18 protein-coding genes are annotated in these 19,248 nt (G+C 44.6%); 3 read left to right on the forward strand and 15 right to left on the reverse strand.

What is annotated here, in order from left to right:
* Positions 1 to 93 precede the first annotated feature (93 nt).
* Together EV212_RS09790 and EV212_RS09795 are read left to right on the forward strand one after the other, a co-directional pair.
* Positions 94 to 1,632: a DUF6020 family protein gene (locus tag EV212_RS09790; protein WP_257591958.1), complete on the forward strand. Its 1,539-nt coding sequence runs from the start codon at positions 94 to 96 to the stop codon at positions 1,630 to 1,632.
* A 12-nt stretch (positions 1,633 to 1,644) separates the two neighbouring features.
* On the forward strand, positions 1,645 to 2,589 hold the full coding sequence (locus tag EV212_RS09795) for a glycosyltransferase (RefSeq protein ID WP_132092538.1): 945 nt from the start codon (positions 1,645 to 1,647) through the stop codon (positions 2,587 to 2,589).
* Positions 2,590 to 2,658: 69 nt separating this feature from the next.
* Here the strand turns inward: EV212_RS09795 and EV212_RS09800 are convergent, their stop codons facing one another.
* The 7 genes from EV212_RS09800 to EV212_RS09830 all read right to left on the reverse strand — a co-directional run bounded on the left by EV212_RS09800 (position 2,659) and on the right by EV212_RS09830 (position 10,987).
* On the reverse strand, positions 2,659 to 2,856 hold the full coding sequence (locus EV212_RS09800; protein ID WP_132092541.1) for a heavy-metal-associated domain-containing protein: 198 nt from the start codon (positions 2,854 to 2,856) through the stop codon (positions 2,659 to 2,661).
* A 51-nt stretch (positions 2,857 to 2,907) separates the two neighbouring features.
* On the reverse strand, positions 2,908 to 5,520 hold the full coding sequence (locus EV212_RS09805) for a heavy metal translocating P-type ATPase (RefSeq protein ID WP_132092544.1): 2,613 nt from the start codon (positions 5,518 to 5,520) through the stop codon (positions 2,908 to 2,910).
* 22 nt (positions 5,521 to 5,542) lie between these two features.
* Positions 5,543 to 5,848, reverse strand: a complete 306-nt coding sequence (locus EV212_RS09810; RefSeq protein ID WP_132092547.1) for a metal-sensing transcriptional repressor — start codon at positions 5,846 to 5,848, stop codon at positions 5,543 to 5,545.
* A gap of 162 nt (positions 5,849 to 6,010) precedes the next feature.
* Positions 6,011 to 7,030 carry a glycosyltransferase family 2 protein gene (locus EV212_RS09815; RefSeq protein WP_132092736.1) on the reverse strand — a complete coding sequence of 340 codons (1,020 nt, stop codon included), beginning with the start codon at positions 7,028 to 7,030 and terminating at the stop codon, positions 6,011 to 6,013.
* A gap of 173 nt (positions 7,031 to 7,203) precedes the next feature.
* Positions 7,204 to 7,824 carry a histidine phosphatase family protein gene (locus tag EV212_RS09820; protein WP_132092550.1) on the reverse strand — a complete coding sequence of 207 codons (621 nt, stop codon included), beginning with the start codon at positions 7,822 to 7,824 and terminating at the stop codon, positions 7,204 to 7,206.
* A gap of 6 nt (positions 7,825 to 7,830) precedes the next feature.
* Positions 7,831 to 9,153, reverse strand: coding sequence for a replication-associated recombination protein A (locus EV212_RS09825; protein ID WP_132092553.1), 1,323 nt, complete (start codon positions 9,151 to 9,153; stop codon positions 7,831 to 7,833).
* Positions 9,154 to 9,169: 16 nt separating this feature from the next.
* Positions 9,170 to 10,987: a sulfatase-like hydrolase/transferase gene (locus tag EV212_RS09830; protein ID WP_243115528.1), complete on the reverse strand. Its 1,818-nt coding sequence runs from the start codon at positions 10,985 to 10,987 to the stop codon at positions 9,170 to 9,172.
* Positions 10,988 to 11,138: 151 nt separating this feature from the next.
* Here EV212_RS09830 and EV212_RS09835 point away from each other — a divergent pair, with 151 nt between their 5' ends.
* Complete coding sequence (locus tag EV212_RS09835) at positions 11,139 to 12,077, forward strand: zinc dependent phospholipase C family protein (RefSeq protein ID WP_165873353.1); 939 nt, start codon at positions 11,139 to 11,141, stop codon at positions 12,075 to 12,077.
* A gap of 74 nt (positions 12,078 to 12,151) precedes the next feature.
* Here EV212_RS09835 and pfkA read toward each other — a convergent pair whose 3' ends face one another.
* The 8 genes from pfkA to glmM all read right to left on the reverse strand — a co-directional run bounded on the left by pfkA (position 12,152) and on the right by glmM (position 19,171).
* Entirely contained in the window at positions 12,152 to 13,126 is a 975-nt protein-coding gene (gene pfkA / locus EV212_RS09840) for a 6-phosphofructokinase (RefSeq protein ID WP_132092559.1), read from the reverse strand.
* 164 nt (positions 13,127 to 13,290) lie between these two features.
* Positions 13,291 to 14,346 carry a nicotinate-nucleotide--dimethylbenzimidazole phosphoribosyltransferase gene (cobT, locus tag EV212_RS09845; RefSeq protein WP_132092562.1) on the reverse strand — a complete coding sequence of 352 codons (1,056 nt, stop codon included), beginning with the start codon at positions 14,344 to 14,346 and terminating at the stop codon, positions 13,291 to 13,293.
* Positions 14,340 to 14,951 carry a histidine phosphatase family protein gene (locus EV212_RS09850; RefSeq protein WP_132092565.1) on the reverse strand — a complete coding sequence of 204 codons (612 nt, stop codon included), beginning with the start codon at positions 14,949 to 14,951 and terminating at the stop codon, positions 14,340 to 14,342. The genes cobT and EV212_RS09850 overlap by 7 nt, the downstream gene beginning before the upstream one ends.
* Position 14,952: 1 nt before the next feature.
* On the reverse strand, positions 14,953 to 15,738 hold the full coding sequence (gene cobS, locus EV212_RS09855; RefSeq protein ID WP_132092568.1) for an adenosylcobinamide-GDP ribazoletransferase: 786 nt from the start codon (positions 15,736 to 15,738) through the stop codon (positions 14,953 to 14,955).
* 3 nt (positions 15,739 to 15,741) lie between these two features.
* The gene (cobU, locus tag EV212_RS09860; RefSeq protein WP_165873354.1) at positions 15,742 to 16,296 is read right to left on the reverse strand and encodes a bifunctional adenosylcobinamide kinase/adenosylcobinamide-phosphate guanylyltransferase; all 555 of its coding nucleotides are present in this window, start codon (positions 16,294 to 16,296) and stop codon (positions 15,742 to 15,744) included.
* 84 nt (positions 16,297 to 16,380) lie between these two features.
* Positions 16,381 to 17,469 (reverse strand): tryptophan--tRNA ligase, encoded by a 1,089-nt coding sequence (gene trpS, locus EV212_RS09865; protein WP_132092574.1) that lies wholly within the window; start codon positions 17,467 to 17,469, stop codon positions 16,381 to 16,383.
* Between the two features lie 20 nt (positions 17,470 to 17,489).
* The gene (locus tag EV212_RS09870; RefSeq protein ID WP_132092577.1) at positions 17,490 to 17,813 is read right to left on the reverse strand and encodes an ArsR/SmtB family transcription factor; all 324 of its coding nucleotides are present in this window, start codon (positions 17,811 to 17,813) and stop codon (positions 17,490 to 17,492) included.
* Positions 17,814 to 17,818: 5 nt separating this feature from the next.
* Positions 17,819 to 19,171 (reverse strand): phosphoglucosamine mutase, encoded by a 1,353-nt coding sequence (gene glmM / locus EV212_RS09875; protein ID WP_132092580.1) that lies wholly within the window; start codon positions 19,169 to 19,171, stop codon positions 17,819 to 17,821.
* Positions 19,172 to 19,248: the final 77 nt, after the last annotated feature.

Raw genomic sequence — 19,248 nt, forward strand, 5'->3', positions numbered from 1 at the left:
AAGTACGGATTTTTTGCTTTTTCCTTCATATTCAGCGTATTCCTTGTTTTAGGATATCATATTAAAACGAATTTTGAATTATATGAAGGTCTCATGGATTCGAATTACCGGACACCCTATTCTATTAACGATCTTTTTGCACTGTTTTTTTTAACAATTTTATGGGTTTTAATATTTAAATCTGTATTTTACTATATTAAAAAAATTTCAGCAAATATTTCGTTAACAAAAAATACCGGTATATCCAATTACAAACACTGGTTAATCGGCGCTCTTTGCCTGTCTGCCGCATGGATTCCCTATTTCCTTATTTATTATCCCGGATTCATATTCGGAGATTCTCTGGCGTCCATTTTTCAGGCATTGGAATTCTGGGGATTATCCAATCATCATCCCATTTTATATACCTTTTTCATCAAAGGCTGTCTAACAATCGGTATGGGCCTCAAGGACATTAATTTAGGATGCGCCATATATACAATTTTGCAGATGCTGTATATTTCTTTTATTCTAAGTTACCTTGTCTGCTGGATACGAAACAAGGGCATCTCCCCCAGAATATGCGTCGGTTTAATGGTATTTTTCGCATTTGTACCTTTTATTCCATTAAACAGTATCGCCATGTGGAAAGACCCGATATTTTCTGCTTCGCTGACCCTGTGGACACTACTGCTTTTCGATTTTGTTTTATCAAATGGATCTATTATTAAAGAAAAGCCTCGATTTATTCCAATATACATCATCACATTGCTGATACTTTGCTTTTCAAGAAATAATGGTTTTTATATTGTACTTTTCAGTATTGTTGCCTTTATTTTTATCATAGCCATAAACCGCAGAAAAAAAATATTATATCATACAAAAAAGTTATTACTGAGTACGATTTCCGTTGCTGTTTTTGTCGGTTTTATCACCGGTCCCGTATATACCCATTTTGATCTCCAGGGTGAACCTGTAGAGAGTCTTGGTATTTTTTTAAACCAGATGGCGCGCGTCGCCGCCCTGGACGGAAATATGAGCGCCTCTGACGCGGCGTACATGGACGCTTTACTTCCGCTGGAAGAGTATCCTTCAACTTACCGGCCATGTGTTGTCGATCTTTTAAAATGGGACGAGAATTTTGATCAGGATTATTTAAATAATCACCTCAGTGATTTTATTAAAACTTATTTTTCCCTGTTTATCAAAAACCCGGTCTGCTACATTGACGCGTGGGAATTAAATACTTTCGGATATTGGGCGGTAAATATCTGGGAATTGAATTTTGATACCGGCAACATCCGCAAAGGGAACCTGAATGAACTTGATAAGTATAAAGAATGGGGGATTACCCAAACCAATTTACTGGACAATGGGTATATCGATCTTACTCAGATATTTAGTATTGACAGTTCCATTTTAAGTTTGGCAATCATTAACTGGTTTATATTTTTTATCATTCTTTTAATGATAATAATGAAAAAAACAAAATGGGGAATTGCCATTGCCCCCTCTTTCGGGCTCATTATCACACTGTTTATTGCCACCCCTTACGCTTATTGGCAACGATATGGTCTGGCCGAATACTATCTTCTTCCATTCTATATCCTTCTGACACTGTTTGTTCTTAAATATAATTATCCAGAATCATAGGAGGTCTTAATTATGGATAAGATTGCTGTTTTGATTCCATGCTACAATGAAAGCAAAACTGTCAAAAAAGTCATCAACGACTATCAAGCCATATTACCGGAAGCAACGATTTATGTCTATGATAATAATTCTACGGATGATACGGCTGCTATCGCCGAAGCAGAAGGCGCCATTGTGCGCCATGAATATCATCAGGGTAAGGGAAATGTTATCCGCAGAATGTTTCGCGAGATTGACGCTGAAGCCTATATCATGGTGGATGGTGACGATACCTATCCGGCAGAATTCGCCCGGGAAATGGTGGATAAAGTTTTAGAGTGCCATGTGGACATGGTCGTTGGAGACCGCCTGTCATCCACATATTTTACCGAAAACAAACGTCCTTTCCACAATTTTGGAAATTCTCTGGTACGTCAGAGCATCAACACTCTGTTTAAAAGCGATATTAAAGACATTATGACTGGATACAGAGCATTTTCCTATCAATTTGTTAAATCCTTTCCCGTATTGTCCAAGGGATTTGAAATCGAGACAGAAATGAGCATTCATGCTGTCCATAAAAATTTACTTGTTGAAAATGTAATTGTAACTTACCGCGATCGTCCGGAAGGCAGTGAATCTAAATTAAATACTTACAGCGATGGATTCAAAGTTATCAAGACCATCATTAAGCTTTACAAAAACTACAAACCTTTTGGTTTTTTCAGCATCCTCGCTGCTATCTTAATGCTTTTGAGCCTTGGTTTTTTCATCCCTGTATTCGGAGAATATCTGGCAACGGGCCTTGTACTGAAATTTCCAACATTGATCGTCTGCGGTTTTGTTGCGCTGGCTGCTTTGATTTCATTCTTTTCAGGAGTCATTCTATCAACAATCAATCAGAAGAATCGCCAGGACTTCGAAATGGAGCTTCATGCTATCCAAAGAGAATATAATCGAATTCATACAGAAGAATAAGAAAAAAAGCTCTTTATCAAATCCCATACGTTTGGCAAAGAGCTTTTTCAATTCATTTCAACTCTGAAATTATTCAATTCCAACCACATCAAAACCAGCTTCATCAATAGCTGCTTTAAGCGCTGCTTCATCGTAAGCACCATTAAAAGTTGCACATTTATCTTCCAGGCTGACGTTAATGTCTTTTACGCCCAGTCCTTCAAGTGCTTCTGTCACATGCATAACACATTTCTGGCATCCCATACCGTCAATCATTACTTTTGTCATTTTAAAATCGCTCCTTCTACTATTTGTTTTATAATAATACTATTTTCATGCTTATTCAAGAGATTTTGCTCCGATATATTCATAACCTGCTTTTTCAATCGCCTGCTTAATCTCCTCTTCCGGCACTTCTCCGCTCATAGAAACGACTGCCGTTCCGGCTTCATGGCTCACGACCGCCTCTGAAATCTGCGGGAACTTTTCGAGGCACCGTTTGACCATCTTTTCGCAGTGGCCGCACATCATGCCTTCAATCTCCAACGTTTTTGTTATGGAGCCTTCGGCTGGTGATTTCACAGCTGTTTCCCCAATCTCACAAGTCTGCGCCTGAACTTCCGGTTCGTTTTGAATGACTGCTGCGGCCACATCCGACACGTCCACGCTTTGAATTTTTTTGTCCTTCGAAGCGTTATGCATGTTAAAGAAATTCAAACGCAGAGCATTCGTCACAACACAAAAACTGGATAAGCTCATGGCAGCCGCACCAAACATCGGGTTCAGCTTCAGGCCAAAGATTGGAATCCAGATACCTGCGGCCAGCGGAATGCCGATAACATTATAGAAAAATGCCCAAAACAGGTTTTCATGAATATTCTTTAATGTAGCCCGGCTCAGTCGGATAGCCGCCGGTACGTCGCTCAGCCGGCTCTTCATCAGCACCACGTCGGCCGCATCAATGGCAATATCGGTTCCGGCGCCAATGGCAATACCTATATCTGCCCGTGTGAGGGCCGGTGCATCATTGATGCCGTCGCCAACCATAGCCACCTTGCCTTTTTCCTTTAAGGCTCGAATCACACTTTCTTTACCCTCCGGAAGCACTCCGGCAATAACTTCGTCCACGCCGGCCTGCTGACCAATGGCCTTAGCTGTCCGCTCATTATCTCCGGTCAGCATAACAACCCGAATACCCATATTTTGTAATTCCCGGACCGCCTGCGGGCTGTCCTCTTTAATCACATCGGCAACCGCGATCATACCGATAAACTTTCCGTTCCGCCCGAAAAAGAGCGGTGTTTTTCCGGCTTCCGCCAGTGTTTCTGCCTTTTGTTTCATCTCATCCGAAATATTCATCAGCCCGCTGACAAACTTTAAGTTTCCGCCAACCAGCGCGTCTCCATCCATCCTGGCTTTTAATCCGTTGCCCGGCAATACCTGAAAGTCCGTCACGTCGACTGCCGTCATCTGTTTTTCTTCCGCCTTCTGCAAAATCGCTTTTGCCAGCGGATGCTCGCTTTTACTTTCCAGAGCGTAGACGAGATGTAAAAGTTCATCTTCCAGAATATCGTCTGCCGGAATTATATCCGTTACCCTGGGTTCACCGCTGGTGATTGTTCCTGTCTTATCCAAAGCTACGATCTGTACCTTTCCGGCTTCCTCCAGGGATACGGCCGTTTTGAAAAGGATTCCATGCCTGGCACCCATACCATTGCCCACCATGATCGCCACTGGTGTTGCCAATCCCAATGCACACGGACAACTGATTACAAGCACGGAGATAGCTCTTGCCAACGCAAATCCAAAGGTCTGACCCGCGATCAACCAGACGATGATCGTAACGGCAGCAATCGCAATGACCGCCGGAACAAATATACCGGACACCTTATCTGCCACCTTGGCAATCGGCGCTTTTGTGGCCGCTGCATCACTGACCATACGGATGATCTGTGATAACGTCGTATCCTCGCCAACACGGGTTGCCTCACAACGAATAAATCCCGATTGGTTTACCGTAGCCGCAGATACAACATCTCCTTCGGCCTTATCTACCGGGATGCTCTCACCAGTCAATGCGGATTCATTAATCGCACTGCTGCCTTCCAGAATCCTGCCGTCCACTGGTATATTTTCCCCCGGACGGACAACAAAAACATCCCCTTTTCTTACCTGCTCAACCGGCACCACCGCTTCTGCGCCATCTTTCAAAATCGTTGCTGTCTTCGGAGCCATCCTCATCAGACTCTTAAGTGCATCGGTTGTCTTTCCCTTCGAACGAGCTTCCAGCATCTTTCCTACGGTAATTAATGTCAGAATCATCGCCGCCGACTCGAAATAAAACTCATGCATATAAGCCATGACCCCGCTCATGTCTCCCTGAACCTGAGCGTCGGTCATCGCAAAAAGTGCATAGGTACTGTAAACAAAAGACGCGCCCGAACCAAGAGCTACCAGTGTATCCATATTCGGAGCCCGGTGGAACAGGCTCTTAAATCCACTGATAAAAAACTTCTGATTAATGACCATAACGATCCCTGTCAGCAAAAGCTGAAGCAAGCCCATAGCCACATGATTATTTTCAAAAAATGCCGGAACCGGCCATCCCCACATCATATGTCCCATCGAAAAATACATAAGGACGATAAGAAATCCCAGAGACGCCCAAAGCCGCCTTTTCAAAACCGGCGTTTCTCTGTCCTTTAGCATATCTTCCGCCTCTTCAGCAGATACGGTCCGGTCCTGGTTCGCTGTGCCTTTTTTTGACGCTCCGTACCCGGCTGCTTGAACCGCCGAAATAATATCCTGGGCGGATGCGCTGCCTTCCACGCCCATCGAGTTCGTCAGCAGACTGACCGAACAGGATGTAACTCCAGGCACCTTTGACACTGCCTTTTCAACCCGGCTGCTGCACGCCGCACAGGACATCCCGGTTACTGTATATTGCTCCATAATTACGCCTCCCTTTCAAACCTTATTTCATAAGCTTCGGTAAAAGAGCTACCAGTTCATCAATCGTTTCATCTTTCCCCTGCCGGATATCCTCGGCTACACAGGTCCGGATATGGTTGGCCAGCAGTTCTCTTGAAAACCCATTCAATGCCGCGTTGGCCGCTGCTACCTGAACTAAAATATCGGTACAATAGACATCCTTTTCCACCATTCCCTTAATTCCCCGAATCTGGCCCTCAATCCGGTTCAAGCGATGAATAAGGCTCTTATATTCTTCCTCCGAACGCTGTTTTGTCTTATAACAACAACATTCTTTCCCTTTTTCCATTAGTAAATACCTCCTTACCTCCGAAAGAAACAGTATTTCTTTAATATACCCCCTAAGGGTATAATTATTATATACCCCATAAGGGTATAATGTCAACCCTTTCAAATACCCACTTTCCACAAAAAAAGGAAGCGAACCTTCTCGGATTCGCTCCCAAACCAGCTAATTAAATTTATATATTTTCTGAGCCAGATGATAACCCTTTCGCATAATCGAACTGGAAATCATTCCCGGAGGATTGCTGACAATGCCGCGTAATCCTACGCGCAGACGATAATACATCCCTGGATCGTTCTCCTTAAAATAACGCCACATTTCCTTCCGTTTCTGCCTATGCTCCTCTGTTCCGGAAATCGTCAGCATAATAGATGTTACCAGACAGATCATCGCCAGATAACTCATCATATACCGTGCCAAACGCTTATTGAAAACATCATCCGGAAGGCTATAGGCATCAAACATCATTTTATTTACACGGATCTGCTGATCGATACGGCTGATCATCACCGTTTCATTCACGGACTGATCGCTCCGGCCAATATAATAACGATATAAATCCACATTCATGTAATACAGACTCCGTACGTATGGCAGCGGGACATAGGCAAACAGGTTATCCACATAAAATGTATGTTTTGGCAATTCCAGCCCCGCATCCTTTAAAACCCGTGTCCGGTAAATCATGGAATGCATCAGCAGGTTCTGGTCCACCCTGAAACGTCTCACCTTATTCCATCCGAATACTTCACCCTCAGGCAGTACATTTGCATAACGAATTGCCTTAGAGGTCTGATCCTCCACATGTTCATACACATAATTGCAGATCATTAAATCTACACGTTTTTTATTCTGTGCAAATCTTTTCAGCACCTCAATAACTTTTTTCAGGCTTTCTTCATCCAGCCAGTCATCTGAGTCCACGACCTTATAATATAAACCAGAGGCATTTTTAAGTCCTGTATTTACAGCTTCTCCATGACCGCCATTTTCCTGATGAACCGCTTTAACAATATCCGGATAGGCTGCTGCATATTCATCAGCAATGGCTGCCGTACCATCCTTTGAACCATCATCTACGATAATAATTTCAATATCATCGCCTCCCACAAGCAGGGAATCGATACATTTTTTCATATATGTTTCCGAATTGTAGCAAGGCACGCCAAATGAAAGTATCTTCATTCTTCCTAATTCCATCCTTTCTGAGCATTACCACCTTCTGACAGACAGATGTCCTGCCCGGCCCTCAGCATTTAGTATACATGAATTTTTTACATTTAACAAGACGCTGAAATCTGTCAATTCTTACAACTCTCTTTCATCCGGTACAAAGCGAAAAATAATAAATGCGCATCCTACGCTTTTTTGTATTCATAAAACACCTTATTGTCTGCTATGACATCAAATTGACTGTCCCGACAGTCTACGATCGTCACACCACAATTTCTCTGCAAAGAGCCTTCCCATAAATCTTTAATTTCATTTTTCCGGATATAATGCATCATGGCCTTATTGACTGCCCCATGGGCCACGATCATGATCCGCTCATCGTTTTTATGCTTTTCGATGATTTCCTTCAGAAAATCTTCCGCCCGGTCGCATACTTCCTGAATACTTTCTCCGCCCTCCGGCGCCTCGTAAACCTCCGGCGCATCAAAAAAAGCGGTGAATTTGCTTGTTTTATCTCCCCGGATTTTTGTAAAGTCCGCGCCTTCCAGCACGCCAAAACCAATCTCTTTAATACGCTCATCCACAACAACCGGAAGTTCCCGGGCACCTTTTAAAATACATGCTGTCTCATAGGCCCGTTTCAATGGGCTGGAATAAATTCCATCAAAATGAATATCTTTCATGCCCTCTGCCGAATCAAAGGCCACCTGACGTCCCGACTCAGTCAGCTCAATATCTGCCCATCCCTGAATTCTTTTTTCATCATTCCAATAAGTTTTTCCATGTCGTACAATATATAATTCCATTTCTCTTTATCCTTCCTGCTTTAAATTCTTCAGCCATTGTTTCATTTTTGCCTCGTATCCCAGATTACCACTGTGATAAAACTGATGCCCTTCCACTGCATCCGGAAGATACTGCTGCTTTACCCAATGATTTTCATAATCATGGGCATATTGATAACCGATGCCATGGCCGAAATTTTTCGCGCCGCGGTAACTGGCATCCTGTAAATAGGGCGGTATAGGTTCGCTCTTATGACCGGCCACCCAGTCCATCGCCTCATTGATCGCCATATAGGCCGCATTGCTTTTTGGCGCACAGGCCACATAAATAGCTGCCTGAGCCAGGGGAATCCGTGCTTCCGGCATGCCAAGCCGCTCCACAGCCTGGGCAGCGCTCACCGCAACCGTCAGGGCCTGTGGATCCGCATTACCCACATCCTCCGCTGCACATATCATAATTCGCCGGGCAACAAAGGCCACATCTTCCCCCGCATAGAGCATCCGGGCCAGATAGTAAACAGCCGCATCCGGGTCTGAACCCCGCATGCTCTTTATAAACGCCGAAATCGTGTCATAATGATTATCTCCATTTTTATCATATAAAGTCACCCGTCTTTGAATACATTCGGCGGCTACTTCCAATGTAATATAAATCTTTCCATCTTCTGATGGCTCCGTTGTGAGAATTCCCAATTCCACTGCATTTAAAGCGGTCCGGGCATCACCATTGCTCATCTCGGCCAGAAAGGCCAGCGCATCCTCGCTGATTTCCGCATGATAGGCTCCCATACCTTTTTCCACATCATAAACTGCCCGTCGGAGCAGCTTCATAATATCCTCATTATCCAATGGCTCCAATCGGAAAATGACCGACCTTGAAATCAATGCACTATTCACCTCAAAATAAGGATTCTCCGTCGTCGCTCCGATCAAGACCAGGGTTCCGTCTTCCACAAATGGAAGCAGATAATCCTGCTGGCTCTTATTAAAACGGTGAATTTCATCGACAAACAAAATTGTCTTCTGACCGTACATTCCGCGTCGGTCCTTTGCCTCTGCCACAACCTGCTCCATATCCTTCTTCCCGGCTACAGTCGCATTCATTTGAGTAAAAACCGCCTTTGTCGTATTGGCAATCACCCTGGCAATGGTCGTTTTTCCCGTCCCCGGCGGCCCATACAAAATGATTGAACTCAGCTTGTCCGCCTTAATTGCCCGATAGAGCATCTTATCTTTTCCGAGAATATGCTGCTGGCCGACAATCTCCTCCAACGATGACGGACGCAGCCTTGATGCCAGCGGCGACTCTTTCTCCATTGTGTTATTTCTCATATAATCAAATAAATCCATTCGCTTCACCCGCCTCTTACTGAACCATTATGCCTCCGATTTCGCTGATCATAACAGATTTGCCATTGGCATCAAACAGATAAACCTGAACTTTATAATTTCCTGTCTGATACCCATAATCCCAGGCATAGATCTCCGCCATATAGGAGCCGTCTCCAAGGGAATAGACGTCATACCACTGCTGATTGTCCTCGTCCTCCTCCGGGAACGCAAGGCAGCGCACAGCCTGATAATCCATATCTGTTTTAATGTCCGAAATGGTCACTTCAAACTGACCGGTCGTATTATCATAAGATGTGGCTGTTACTGCCGCCGAACCGGCTCCTTCTTTCAGTTTCAGACTTTCATCCACAATATCTGCTGTCAGTTCTTCCATCAACCTGGATTTCTTTGACAATTCCGCAGATATCATCTCATTGCCAAAACGTTCCGTCAATGTCGGAATATGAGAGAACAAATTTGTTCCAAGCCCAAGACGGTTTCCTTCAATCTGAACACCAAGACCGGCCAACGTGGTCGGAAACTGATCAAAGGTGGAGAATTCACGCCAGAACGGTTCTTCCGGACTTGTTGGCGCGTTAATATAGGCTGTATAAACTTTTCTCTCATATTCTTCATCCACATCTTCACAAAAATCACCGTCCATCGTCGGATGATCGCCGGAAATGACAATGGTTGTATTCTCATAAAAATCCTGCTGCTGAATCCACTCGATAAACTCACTGACCTTCTGACTGGAACACGCCATAACATTTGCGTATCTGTCTTCTCCATAAGTATCCGGGCAATCCTCACAGATATAACCATCTTCAAAATGGGTATCTACCGTCAGCATAGTCAGATTAAATGGTTCATCTTCCTGACTCATCTCCATCAATTTATCTTTTGCGAAATCAAAAAGATAATCATCCTCATAGCCCCACCATACGCGATAGCCCTCCGGAAGACTTCCATTCTGAGAATAATAATTATAATCCCACATACGATAATTTCCATGGGTCGTAAAATACAACTCTCTTCCGCCGAAAACAGCCTCTGAACCAATCAAAAGTCCCTGATTATATCCGGCTGCCTCAAGAATATCCCCCAGGGAGGTGATTCCCGGGAAAAAGCTTTCCTGAGTATTCATCTCATTATCTCCAATAGATATTTTAAGTGGGAGGCCGGATGTCTGAGCAAACATAGCGGCAATCGTCCAGCCTGTCCCCGGCAGGGATGTTCCGCCATTTAATACGTTTCTGTCACCAGAAAAATTCTCATTCTCCAAAGATAACTCCGTCAGTTCGGGAATAACATTTTCTTTAAATGCGCCACCGCTCTGCTCATCAGCATAGGTTATTTCCATAGACTCAAGAAAAATATAAATAAGGTTCCTCTTTTTCTCGGGGAAAGTCAGAGCCACATCTGTCGGAGCCACATAATTATCATCAATAAATGTCGAAAAGGTTCCTCGATTATCATTATAGGAAGAGACATCCAGCGTCTTCCATGCATAGGATAACGTATAACCTATCGTCACAGCTGAAACCACCCATACAATCCCTCCTGCTGCATAAAAAACCCATCTTCGTTTACAAAAATACAATACTATCATCAATACACACAAAACAATCGCCGTAACAATTGTAATGATTCCGCAAGAGTAGACAAAATCGTTGATCATTCCCTGATTCGTCCCCTCTAATGGAGAATTCAGATGAAAAACAAGTTCATCCATGGTCAGATGATTCCAGGTTTTAAACATCCAGAAAATCCCTTTAAAAACAAGCATCGCGAATGTACCCAATAAAACCGTAAAAATACTTAATATAACTTTGATAATCTTTTGTAGCACGTTTATAACCCCTTTTTACAATAATCGTTATGATTATAACACATCCCATAAAAAATTAATAATAGTTTTATAATTGTTCATTGGAATTTCATTGCTAATCCGTTATAATTTGTTAAAATAGATGTATACTGTAACAAAGGAGATTTTGTATATGCCGGGACTAATTACAAATTATCTGTTCGGTGAACGGTCCTACCAGTTGCTTTCTCCGAACTATTTAAAAGAAATCATCCGAAAAAATCCAAATGCATATCACATGGGACTCCAGGGTCCCGATATCTTCTTCTATTATCTGAACCCTTATATGAGGAAACGAAAGAATAATATATGTAATATTCTTCACGAAAAAAGTACCGGTACTTTTTTGGACAATTTACTGGAATACACCATCGTTCTTGAGACAGAAGACCGGGAGATCTGTCTGGCTTATATTGCCGGCTTTTTCTGCCATTATGCATTGGATACCCATACACACCCTTATCTTTATGCCCGCATGCAGCAGGATTTAAACGACTACCCGGAGCGCAGATATGAGGCTTTTTATTATCGGCGTATTGAAACGCTTATGGATACCCTTTTATTAAAACGTTTGAATCATATGGAACCGTCCCAGTTGAATCTGGAAGCTCTGGTTTCCTTAACAAAAAAAGAACGCCGGATTATCTCTGACTGTCTTTTATATGCCATTCGAACGACCTATCATTACCGGCTGTCCCGCAAAACATTGCTCAAGGTCATTACAACTGTGCGCAGGACCTGCATTTTCCTGCAGACAAATCCGCAGATACGCCAGCGTCTCGTCCGGTTCATGGAGAACCATTTAAAGCTTTCTTCGTCAAAGACCTGCTTTATCTATCCGGAATATCAGGGTGATCCGGAAGATTATCTGAACGAAGGCCGACGCACCTGGTATACCGGTGAACAACGGATTCCCCACAATGAAACCTTTTTTGAATTGCTCAATGAAGCCAATATTTTCAGTAACCAGATTTTGGAAAGTTTTGACGACTATCTGGCATGGCACGGAAGCCGTGAGCATTTGATCCAGACAATCGGCTCTTTGTCCTATTATACTGGTGAATCCTGTTAACTACTATAACTATTCAATGTGGTTTTAAAACGAAATGCTGCTGTAAGATTCAAAATCCTACTGCAGCATTATGATTAATACACAGACATCAAACGACTGATCAGGAACTGGTATTCATCAATGGTCTTCTCCATAGCCAATCCTTCGTCAATATCAAAATCCACATATTTTCCATCTTTATAGCAAATGACCCGATTTGTTTCACCCCGGTGAAGCAGATCAATGGCATAGCCGCCCATGGTCGCCGCCATCACCCGGTCTCGGGCTGTCGGTGAACCACCGCGCTGAATATGGCCGAGAACTGTCGCACGGGTTTCGATTCCCGTTGCCGCCTCAATGCGCCGTGCCAGCCGATTCGTATGACCTACACCTTCTGCATTGATGATCACATGATGGGTCTTGCCTTTTGAACGGTTATGCATGATCGCATCAATTAAGTCCTGCTCGTTAAAGGCATCCCGTTCCGGTATGAGGATACCATCCGCACCATTCGCCATCTGACACCAGAGAGCAATATAACCGGCATTCCGGCCCATAACTTCGATGATACTACACCGCTCATGGGATGTAGAAGTATCTTTAATCTTGTCAATGGCGCTCATCGCCGTATTCACCGCCGTATCGAATCCAATCGTATAATCCGTACAGTTAATATCCAGGTCAATGGTTCCAGGAATACCAATGGTATTAATTCCTAACTCGGAAAGTTTCTGAGCTCCCCGGAACGAACCATCTCCACCGATGACAATAAGACCGTCGATTCCATTATCCTTTAGAATCTGCGCACCTTTTTGCTGACCTTCTCTGGTTTCGAATTCTTTACATCTGGCCGTAAATAAAATCGTACCGCCCAGACGCGCTATCTCAGATACCATCCGGGAATCCATATCTATAATTTCATTATTCAATAAACCGGCATAGCCTCTTTTAATTCCTTTAACTTTCATACCGCTGGCCCGGGCCGTCCGTACAACCGCCCGAATAGCCGCATTCATTCCAGGCGCATCACCGCCGCTGGTCAGGATACCTACGGTCTCTACTTCTCGCATCAATGTACCTCCTGTCTTTATTTATACGCTAACTGTTCACAGTACACCGTGTCAACTAAGTTCACCGTTCACCTTCAGCTCCGATTCACTAAGTTTCCAGGTATGCGTTCTCAGTAAGCTCGAAAACACCTCGCTAACTGTTCACAGTATATCATGTTTTTGCATTATTTTAAAGGGATGTATGTCTCTATTTTGCCTTCCTGAAAACTCGGAAGTTTCTCATAGAGATAAAAAGCCTGGTCAAGCATCGGAAATAAGAGCACGGCGCCGCTGCCTTCCCCCAGGTGAAAGTTTCCGTAAATCACCGGCTTTAATCCAAGCATTTCCAGAGCAAGCACTGCCCCCGGTTCCTTTGAACAATGAGAAGCAATCATACCGTCGGACGCCGCCGGGACAAGCTGCTTCGCCAATAAAGCCGCCACGGATGCAATAAATCCATCAATGACTACAGGAACCCCTGCCGCTGCCGCTCCCAGGAACACACCGGTCAACCCCGCAATATCCAATCCGCCGACCTTTGCCAATATATCAATCCCATCTTTCGGATTCGGCCGGTGAAGTCCGATCGCTTTCTCGATCGTCTGTATCTTTCGTTCAAGTCCCTCGCTGGAAAGTCCTGCGCCCCGGCCGGTCACACAGGCAGCCGGTCTGCCGGATAGAACCGCCAGCACCGCACTACTGCTTGTTGTATTACCGATTCCCATTTCACCCGTGGATAAGAGACCGTATCCTTCTGCCGCCTTTTTTATCGCCAGATCAGCCCCGGCTTCAATAGCCGCTATGGCCGTTTTCCGACTCATAGCCGGACCTTTGGCCATATTATACGTGCCCCGCATCTGTGATATATCCACAACACCTTCAACTTTTTCTTTCATCCCGATATCCGCCACAAGGAAATCGCTTCCCGCCCTTTCCGACATAAGCGCGATTGTCGCTCTCTGATGCAGCATATTTTCCACGACCTGAGTCGTCACATGATAGTCCGACTGACTGACCCCCTCGGCAATGACTCCATTATCCGCCGCCATGACAATGGTAAGTTTCCTGTCAATACGCGGAGTCGCCGTCCGCTGCACCCCGGCAATGCGTACAAATGTTTCCTGAAGCCAGTCCAGACTTCGAAGTGGAATACATTTATTATCCCATATTTTCCAAACCTGATGCATCATCTCCGCATCGGCGGGCTGAATTCTTTCGCAGATTTCTTCTAAACTTAACATGTCACATTTAATCCTTTCAATACCGGAAAATTATCGACAATTTCAAATTCCGTATAGACATCCTGACGAATTTCCAGATGCCATATATTCGATACATCCATTCCAAGAAAATGGCACATCAGGCACTGCATCGGACCGCTGTGACCAACAAAAAGGACATTTTCCGCCTTTTTAAATGTCTCTTTGGAAGAAAGCGCTTTCCATCCCGCCCATACACGTCGGCTAAAATCCGTAAAGCGCTCTCCCTCACTTGGTCCGCAATGCTGCCAATCCCCGGCCATAGCTCTATAATCCTCCGGGTAACGCTCACGGACCTCCGTATAATGAAGCCCCTCCCAGGCGCCAAAATTCATCTCATTGAAGGCCGGAATGGAACATATTTTCCCCGGTTCCGTCTCCAGCCGTGAAAGAATGGCTTCCGCTGTCTGCCTTGTCCGGCAAAGCCCGGAGACAATGACTTGATCAAAAGCCACGTTTCTCAACATATCGCCCACGGCTTCTGCCTGTTGTCGGCCCTTTTCGGTAATCGGCACATCCAGACTGCCATAATAAACCCGTTGAACATTACACTCGGTTTCGCCGTGCCGGACCATATATAATTTCATATCACAACACTCCTTCCAGCGCCACCATAAGCAGCATAGAAAAAATCTCTATAATTTCCGAAGCCGCTCCCAAAGTATCTCCTGTCATTCCGCCAATGACTTTTTCCATATGCCGACGGAACAACCAGGCCAACAGAAAACATACAATCACAAAAAGCAAAAGCACAGGAAAACCTATCGCTGTCCTACAGCCTATACCTGTCCAGACAATGCCGGCTATCAGACTGCCAATAACCCAGACGGCGCCAAAAACCGATGAGACAACGGCAATACTTAATGGTATCCGTCCAATATAGCTTTTTCCCAAGCCACTTTCCCTTGGATAATTGGCTTTATACATACACAGTCCCTGAACCATCTTCCCCGCCGTCGGCGCTGCAAGCAGTATAAATATTGGCATGCCGGAGGCAGTGAGCAACAGATATTTAAATGCCAGATCGGCAATTGCCGCAACAACACCAAAGGTTCCGATATGGCTGTCCTTCATAATTTCCAGCATTCGTTCCCGGGATCTTGAAGAAAAAAGTGCATCCGCTGTATCACACAGACCGTCTAGATGAAATCCCCTCGTCATCCACAGTTCACCGAGAAGCGCCAGCGCCGCCGCTATAGAAACCGGCAAAATATGCACCGCCGCCCAGAAAATCAGCGCATCGAAAACACCAATGATGATTCCCGCTGCAGGCCAGAGGGCCACCCCCCGAATCAGACGTTCGTCGCTCACTTCCACTCTTTTATTAATTGGAAGACTTGTAAATAATTGTAAAATCAAAATCAATGTATCCATAAATCACTCCGCCTTAATCCGCATCGGAATTCCACTGACCACAAAATAGACCTCCGCCGCCTCAGAGGCCAGGTATTGATTCACCCGTCCAAGAATGTCCCGGAAGCCCCTCCCAAGCGGCGTCTCAGGAACAACTCCCAGACCGATTTCATCTGTCACCATTACATAAGGTAAATTTTTCTTCCGCACATCCGCTCCCAGGCTCTGAAACTTATCCATAATATAGGCTTCAGCCGCACTGTAATCCACTTTCGAGAAATCTTCACCATCCTTCTGTTCTGCCATAAAGTCAAACAGCAGATTGGTCACCATCGATGTCACACTATCCAGCAAAATGCCATCAAAACCCGTATAATCTAACGTCTCTAAATCCGTATAGCCTTCATGAGTTATCCACAATTCTCCCCGGCGTTCCTTATGTTTGTCCACACGCCGGGCCATTTCTTCATCGAAAATCCTGGCCGTTGCCACATACAGGCGCCGACGGCCCATAGCTTCGACCAGCTTTTCACCAAATTCACTTTTTCCGCTGCGGCATCCGCCTGTCACTAAAATCATATGCTCTCTCGTCCTACTCATTATTTAACGAAAATCGGCTGTCAAGGATATCTCTATCCCCTGACAGCCAGTTTTAATATCCTTTTATTTTTCAGCAAAACGTTTTGCCTGTTCTGCAATCAACTGGGCATCTTCAAAATAATTGATTTTCATTGCCCGTTTCACTTCTTCCAATGTTTGAGCTGCAACCTTAGCTGCTTCCATACTGCCCTTACGCAGAATCTCATAAATTTCCGGAATATGTTGTTCCAGTTCCTTTCTGCGGCCGCGAATCGGTTCCAGTTCTTCCTGCATAATATTATTCAGGAAACGTTTTACTTTCACATCACCAAGACCGCCCCGGCGATAATGGTCCTTTAACGCATCCAAATTGGCATATTCCGGCCAGAACTTTTCAAAATGGTCGTCCCGACAGAATGCATCGAGATACGTGAATACCGCATTACCTTCCACACATCCCGGATCAGAAACCTTCAAATGATTCGGGTCAGTAAACATTCCCATAATCTTTTTCTGAACCTCTTCCGCAGTATCTGAAAGATAAATACAATTATTTAAGGACTTACTCATCTTTGCCTTTCCGTCTGTTCCCGGAAGACGGCAGCAGACTTCACTCTCCGGAATAAGGGCTTCCGGCTCCACCAGGACCTCATCGTAAACCGAATTAAATTTGCGGACGATTTCCCGGGTCTGTTCAATCATCGGGAGCTGATCTTCACCAACCGGCACAGTGGTCGCCTTAAACGCAGTAATATCCGAGGCCTGACTGATCGGATAAGTAAAAAAGCCTACCGGAATACTGGTTTCAAAATTACGCATCTGGATTTCCGCCTTTACTGTTGGATTTCTCTGCAGACGTGAAACGGTTACCAGATTCATATAATAGAAGCTCAGCTCTGTCAGGGCCGGAACCTGGGATTGGATAAAGAGTACGGATTTCTCCGGATCCAGGCCACAAGAGAGATAATCCAACGCCACTTCGATAATGTTCTGACGCACTTTTTCCGGATTATCCGCATTATCCGTTAATGCCTGCGCATCTGCGATCATAATATAGATTTTGTCATATTCGCCTGAATTCTGAAGTTCTACCCGCCGCTTCAGGGAACCGACATAATGTCCTACATGAAGCCGTCCTGTCGGACGGTCTCCGGTTAAAATAATCTTTTCCATTGTAAATTCTCCTTGATTCTTTATTCTTCCATTACATGGTCAAACGCCACTTTAAACATTTCCTGTATATGCTCATCCGCCAGGGAATAGTAACGCACCTTGCCGTCCCGGCGTGTTTTTACCAGTCTGGCCTGCTTTAACAGCCGAAGCTGATGCGATACAGCCGACTGATTCATCTCGAGAAGCAGCGCCAGATCTCCCACACACAGCTCGGACTGACTCAATGCGCATATGATCTTTGCCCGGGTCGCATCCCCAAAAGCTTTAAATAATTCTGCCACCTCAAATAGATCATCCTCTGGCGGCATAGCATTTCTCACCTGTTCAACCAGACTGTCTCCCATGTTCTCTACTTCCCTTCAACCGCATGGCCCTTGGCCTTTAATACATCAACTACCTGATAAACATACTTATGGCAGATTTCATCTGTTTCTGCTTCCACCATGACACGCAGCAATGGTTCTGTTCCGCTTTCCCGCACAAGAATACGTCCCGTATTACCAAGAGCTTCCTCCACAGCCTTTACAGCCGCCTGAACATCTTCATCCTGTTCTGCTGCTGTTTTATCCTGAACTTTAACGTTGACAAGAAGCTGCGGATAAATGGTCACTGGCTTGATCAGCTCGGAAAGACTGGTCTTTTTCTCCAGCATCACTTCCATAATTTTAAGAGACGTAAGGATACCGTCGCCGGTTGTCGCCAACTGGCTGAAAATAATATGCCCGGACTGTTCACCACCGATAGAGTGGCCATTCTTCATCATATTTTCATAGACATATTTATCCCCGACAGCCGTCTTTTCATAGCGAATACCGGCTTTATCAAGGGCCAGATACAGACCAAAGTTCGACATAACTGTCGTAACAACCGTATCATTATTTAATTTACCATTTTCATGCATATATTTTCCGCAGACATACATAATCAGATCGCCGTCCACAATATGCCCTTCATCATCTATCGCAATACACCGATCCGCATCGCCATCATAGGCAAACCCCACGTCAAGACCCTTTTCTATAACGAATTTCTGAAGCACTTCGATATGCGTAGAACCACAGTTCATATTAATATTTGTGCCGTCCGGTTCCGCATTGATCACATAAGTTTTCGCTCCCAACGCATCAAAAACACTTTTTGCAATGGAAGATGCCGAACCATTAGAGCAATCCAGGCCAACCTTTTTATCTTTAAAGGAACGGGTAGCTGTGGAAATCAAATGACCGATATAACGGTTTCTTCCCATCGCATAATCCACCGTACGCCCGATATTCTCCCGGGTAGCCAGCGGAAGTTCCTCTGTTTTTCCATCAATATACGCTTCAATGAGCTGCTCTACATCGGCGCTCATCTTATGTCCCATGGCATTGATGATTTTAATTCCATTATCATAAAATGGATTGTGGCTGGCCGAAATCATAATTCCGCAGTCAAACTCTTCCGTCCGCACCACATAAGAAACACTTGGCGTCGTCGTCACATGCAGCAGGTAAGCATCGGCTCCGCTGGCCGTAAGTCCGGCCGCCAGCGCATATTCAAACATATAACTGGAACGCCGTGTGTCTTTTCCAATAACAATCCTTGCTTTGTGTTCTTTCCCAAAATAATATCCTAAAAATCGACCGACTTTAAATGCATGTTCCACTGTGAGCTTTACATTAGCCTCGCCGCGGAAGCCATCCGTCCCAAAATATTTTCCCATAATACTTATTCACTCCCAAGAAAATTTTATTCATGATTACTATATCATAGTTTTATAGATTTTTCACTGTTTTTATT

Origin of the sequence: Frisingicoccus caecimuris (genome assembly GCF_004340975.1) — a bacterium.
Classification (GTDB): Bacteria; Bacillota; Clostridia; order Lachnospirales; family Lachnospiraceae; genus Frisingicoccus; species Frisingicoccus caecimuris.

Excerpts from the sequence above, each read along its gene's own strand:
- EV212_RS09805 (WP_132092544.1), bottom strand. The coding sequence starts at position 5,520 with ATGGAGCAATATACAGTAACCGGGATGTCCTGTGCGGCGTGCAGCAGC.
- EV212_RS09835 (WP_165873353.1), top strand. The coding sequence starts at position 11,139 with ATGCCGGGACTAATTACAAATTATCTGTTCGGTGAACGGTCCTACCAG.
- EV212_RS09815 (WP_132092736.1), bottom strand. The coding sequence starts at position 7,030 with ATGAAGATACTTTCATTTGGCGTGCCTTGCTACAATTCGGAAACATAT.
- EV212_RS09790 (WP_257591958.1), top strand. The coding sequence starts at position 94 with ATGGATTCGAATTACCGGACACCCTATTCTATTAACGATCTTTTTGCA.
- EV212_RS09795 (WP_132092538.1), top strand. The coding sequence starts at position 1,645 with ATGGATAAGATTGCTGTTTTGATTCCATGCTACAATGAAAGCAAAACT.
- glmM (WP_132092580.1), bottom strand. The coding sequence starts at position 19,171 with ATGGGAAAATATTTTGGGACGGATGGCTTCCGCGGCGAGGCTAATGTA.
- EV212_RS09850 (WP_132092565.1), bottom strand. The coding sequence starts at position 14,951 with ATGAAATTATATATGGTCCGGCACGGCGAAACCGAGTGTAATGTTCAA.
- EV212_RS09800 (WP_132092541.1), bottom strand. The coding sequence starts at position 2,856 with ATGACAAAAGTAATGATTGACGGTATGGGATGCCAGAAATGTGTTATG.
- pfkA (WP_132092559.1), bottom strand. The coding sequence starts at position 13,126 with ATGCGAGAAGTAGAGACCGTAGGTATCCTGACCAGCGGCGGTGATGCG.
- EV212_RS09820 (WP_132092550.1), bottom strand. The coding sequence starts at position 7,824 with ATGGAATTATATATTGTACGACATGGAAAAACTTATTGGAATGATGAA.
- EV212_RS09870 (WP_132092577.1), bottom strand. The coding sequence starts at position 17,813 with ATGGGAGACAGTCTGGTTGAACAGGTGAGAAATGCTATGCCGCCAGAG.
- cobT (WP_132092562.1), bottom strand. The coding sequence starts at position 14,346 with ATGTTAAGTTTAGAAGAAATCTGCGAAAGAATTCAGCCCGCCGATGCG.
- EV212_RS09825 (WP_132092553.1), bottom strand. The coding sequence starts at position 9,153 with ATGGATTTATTTGATTATATGAGAAATAACACAATGGAGAAAGAGTCG.
- cobS (WP_132092568.1), bottom strand. The coding sequence starts at position 15,738 with ATGGATACATTGATTTTGATTTTACAATTATTTACAAGTCTTCCAATT.
- EV212_RS09810 (WP_132092547.1), bottom strand. The coding sequence starts at position 5,848 with ATGGAAAAAGGGAAAGAATGTTGTTGTTATAAGACAAAACAGCGTTCG.
- cobU (WP_165873354.1), bottom strand. The coding sequence starts at position 16,296 with ATGATTTTAGTGACAGGCGGATGCCGCAGCGGAAAAAGTGAATTTGGT.
- trpS (WP_132092574.1), bottom strand. The coding sequence starts at position 17,469 with ATGGAAAAGATTATTTTAACCGGAGACCGTCCGACAGGACGGCTTCAT.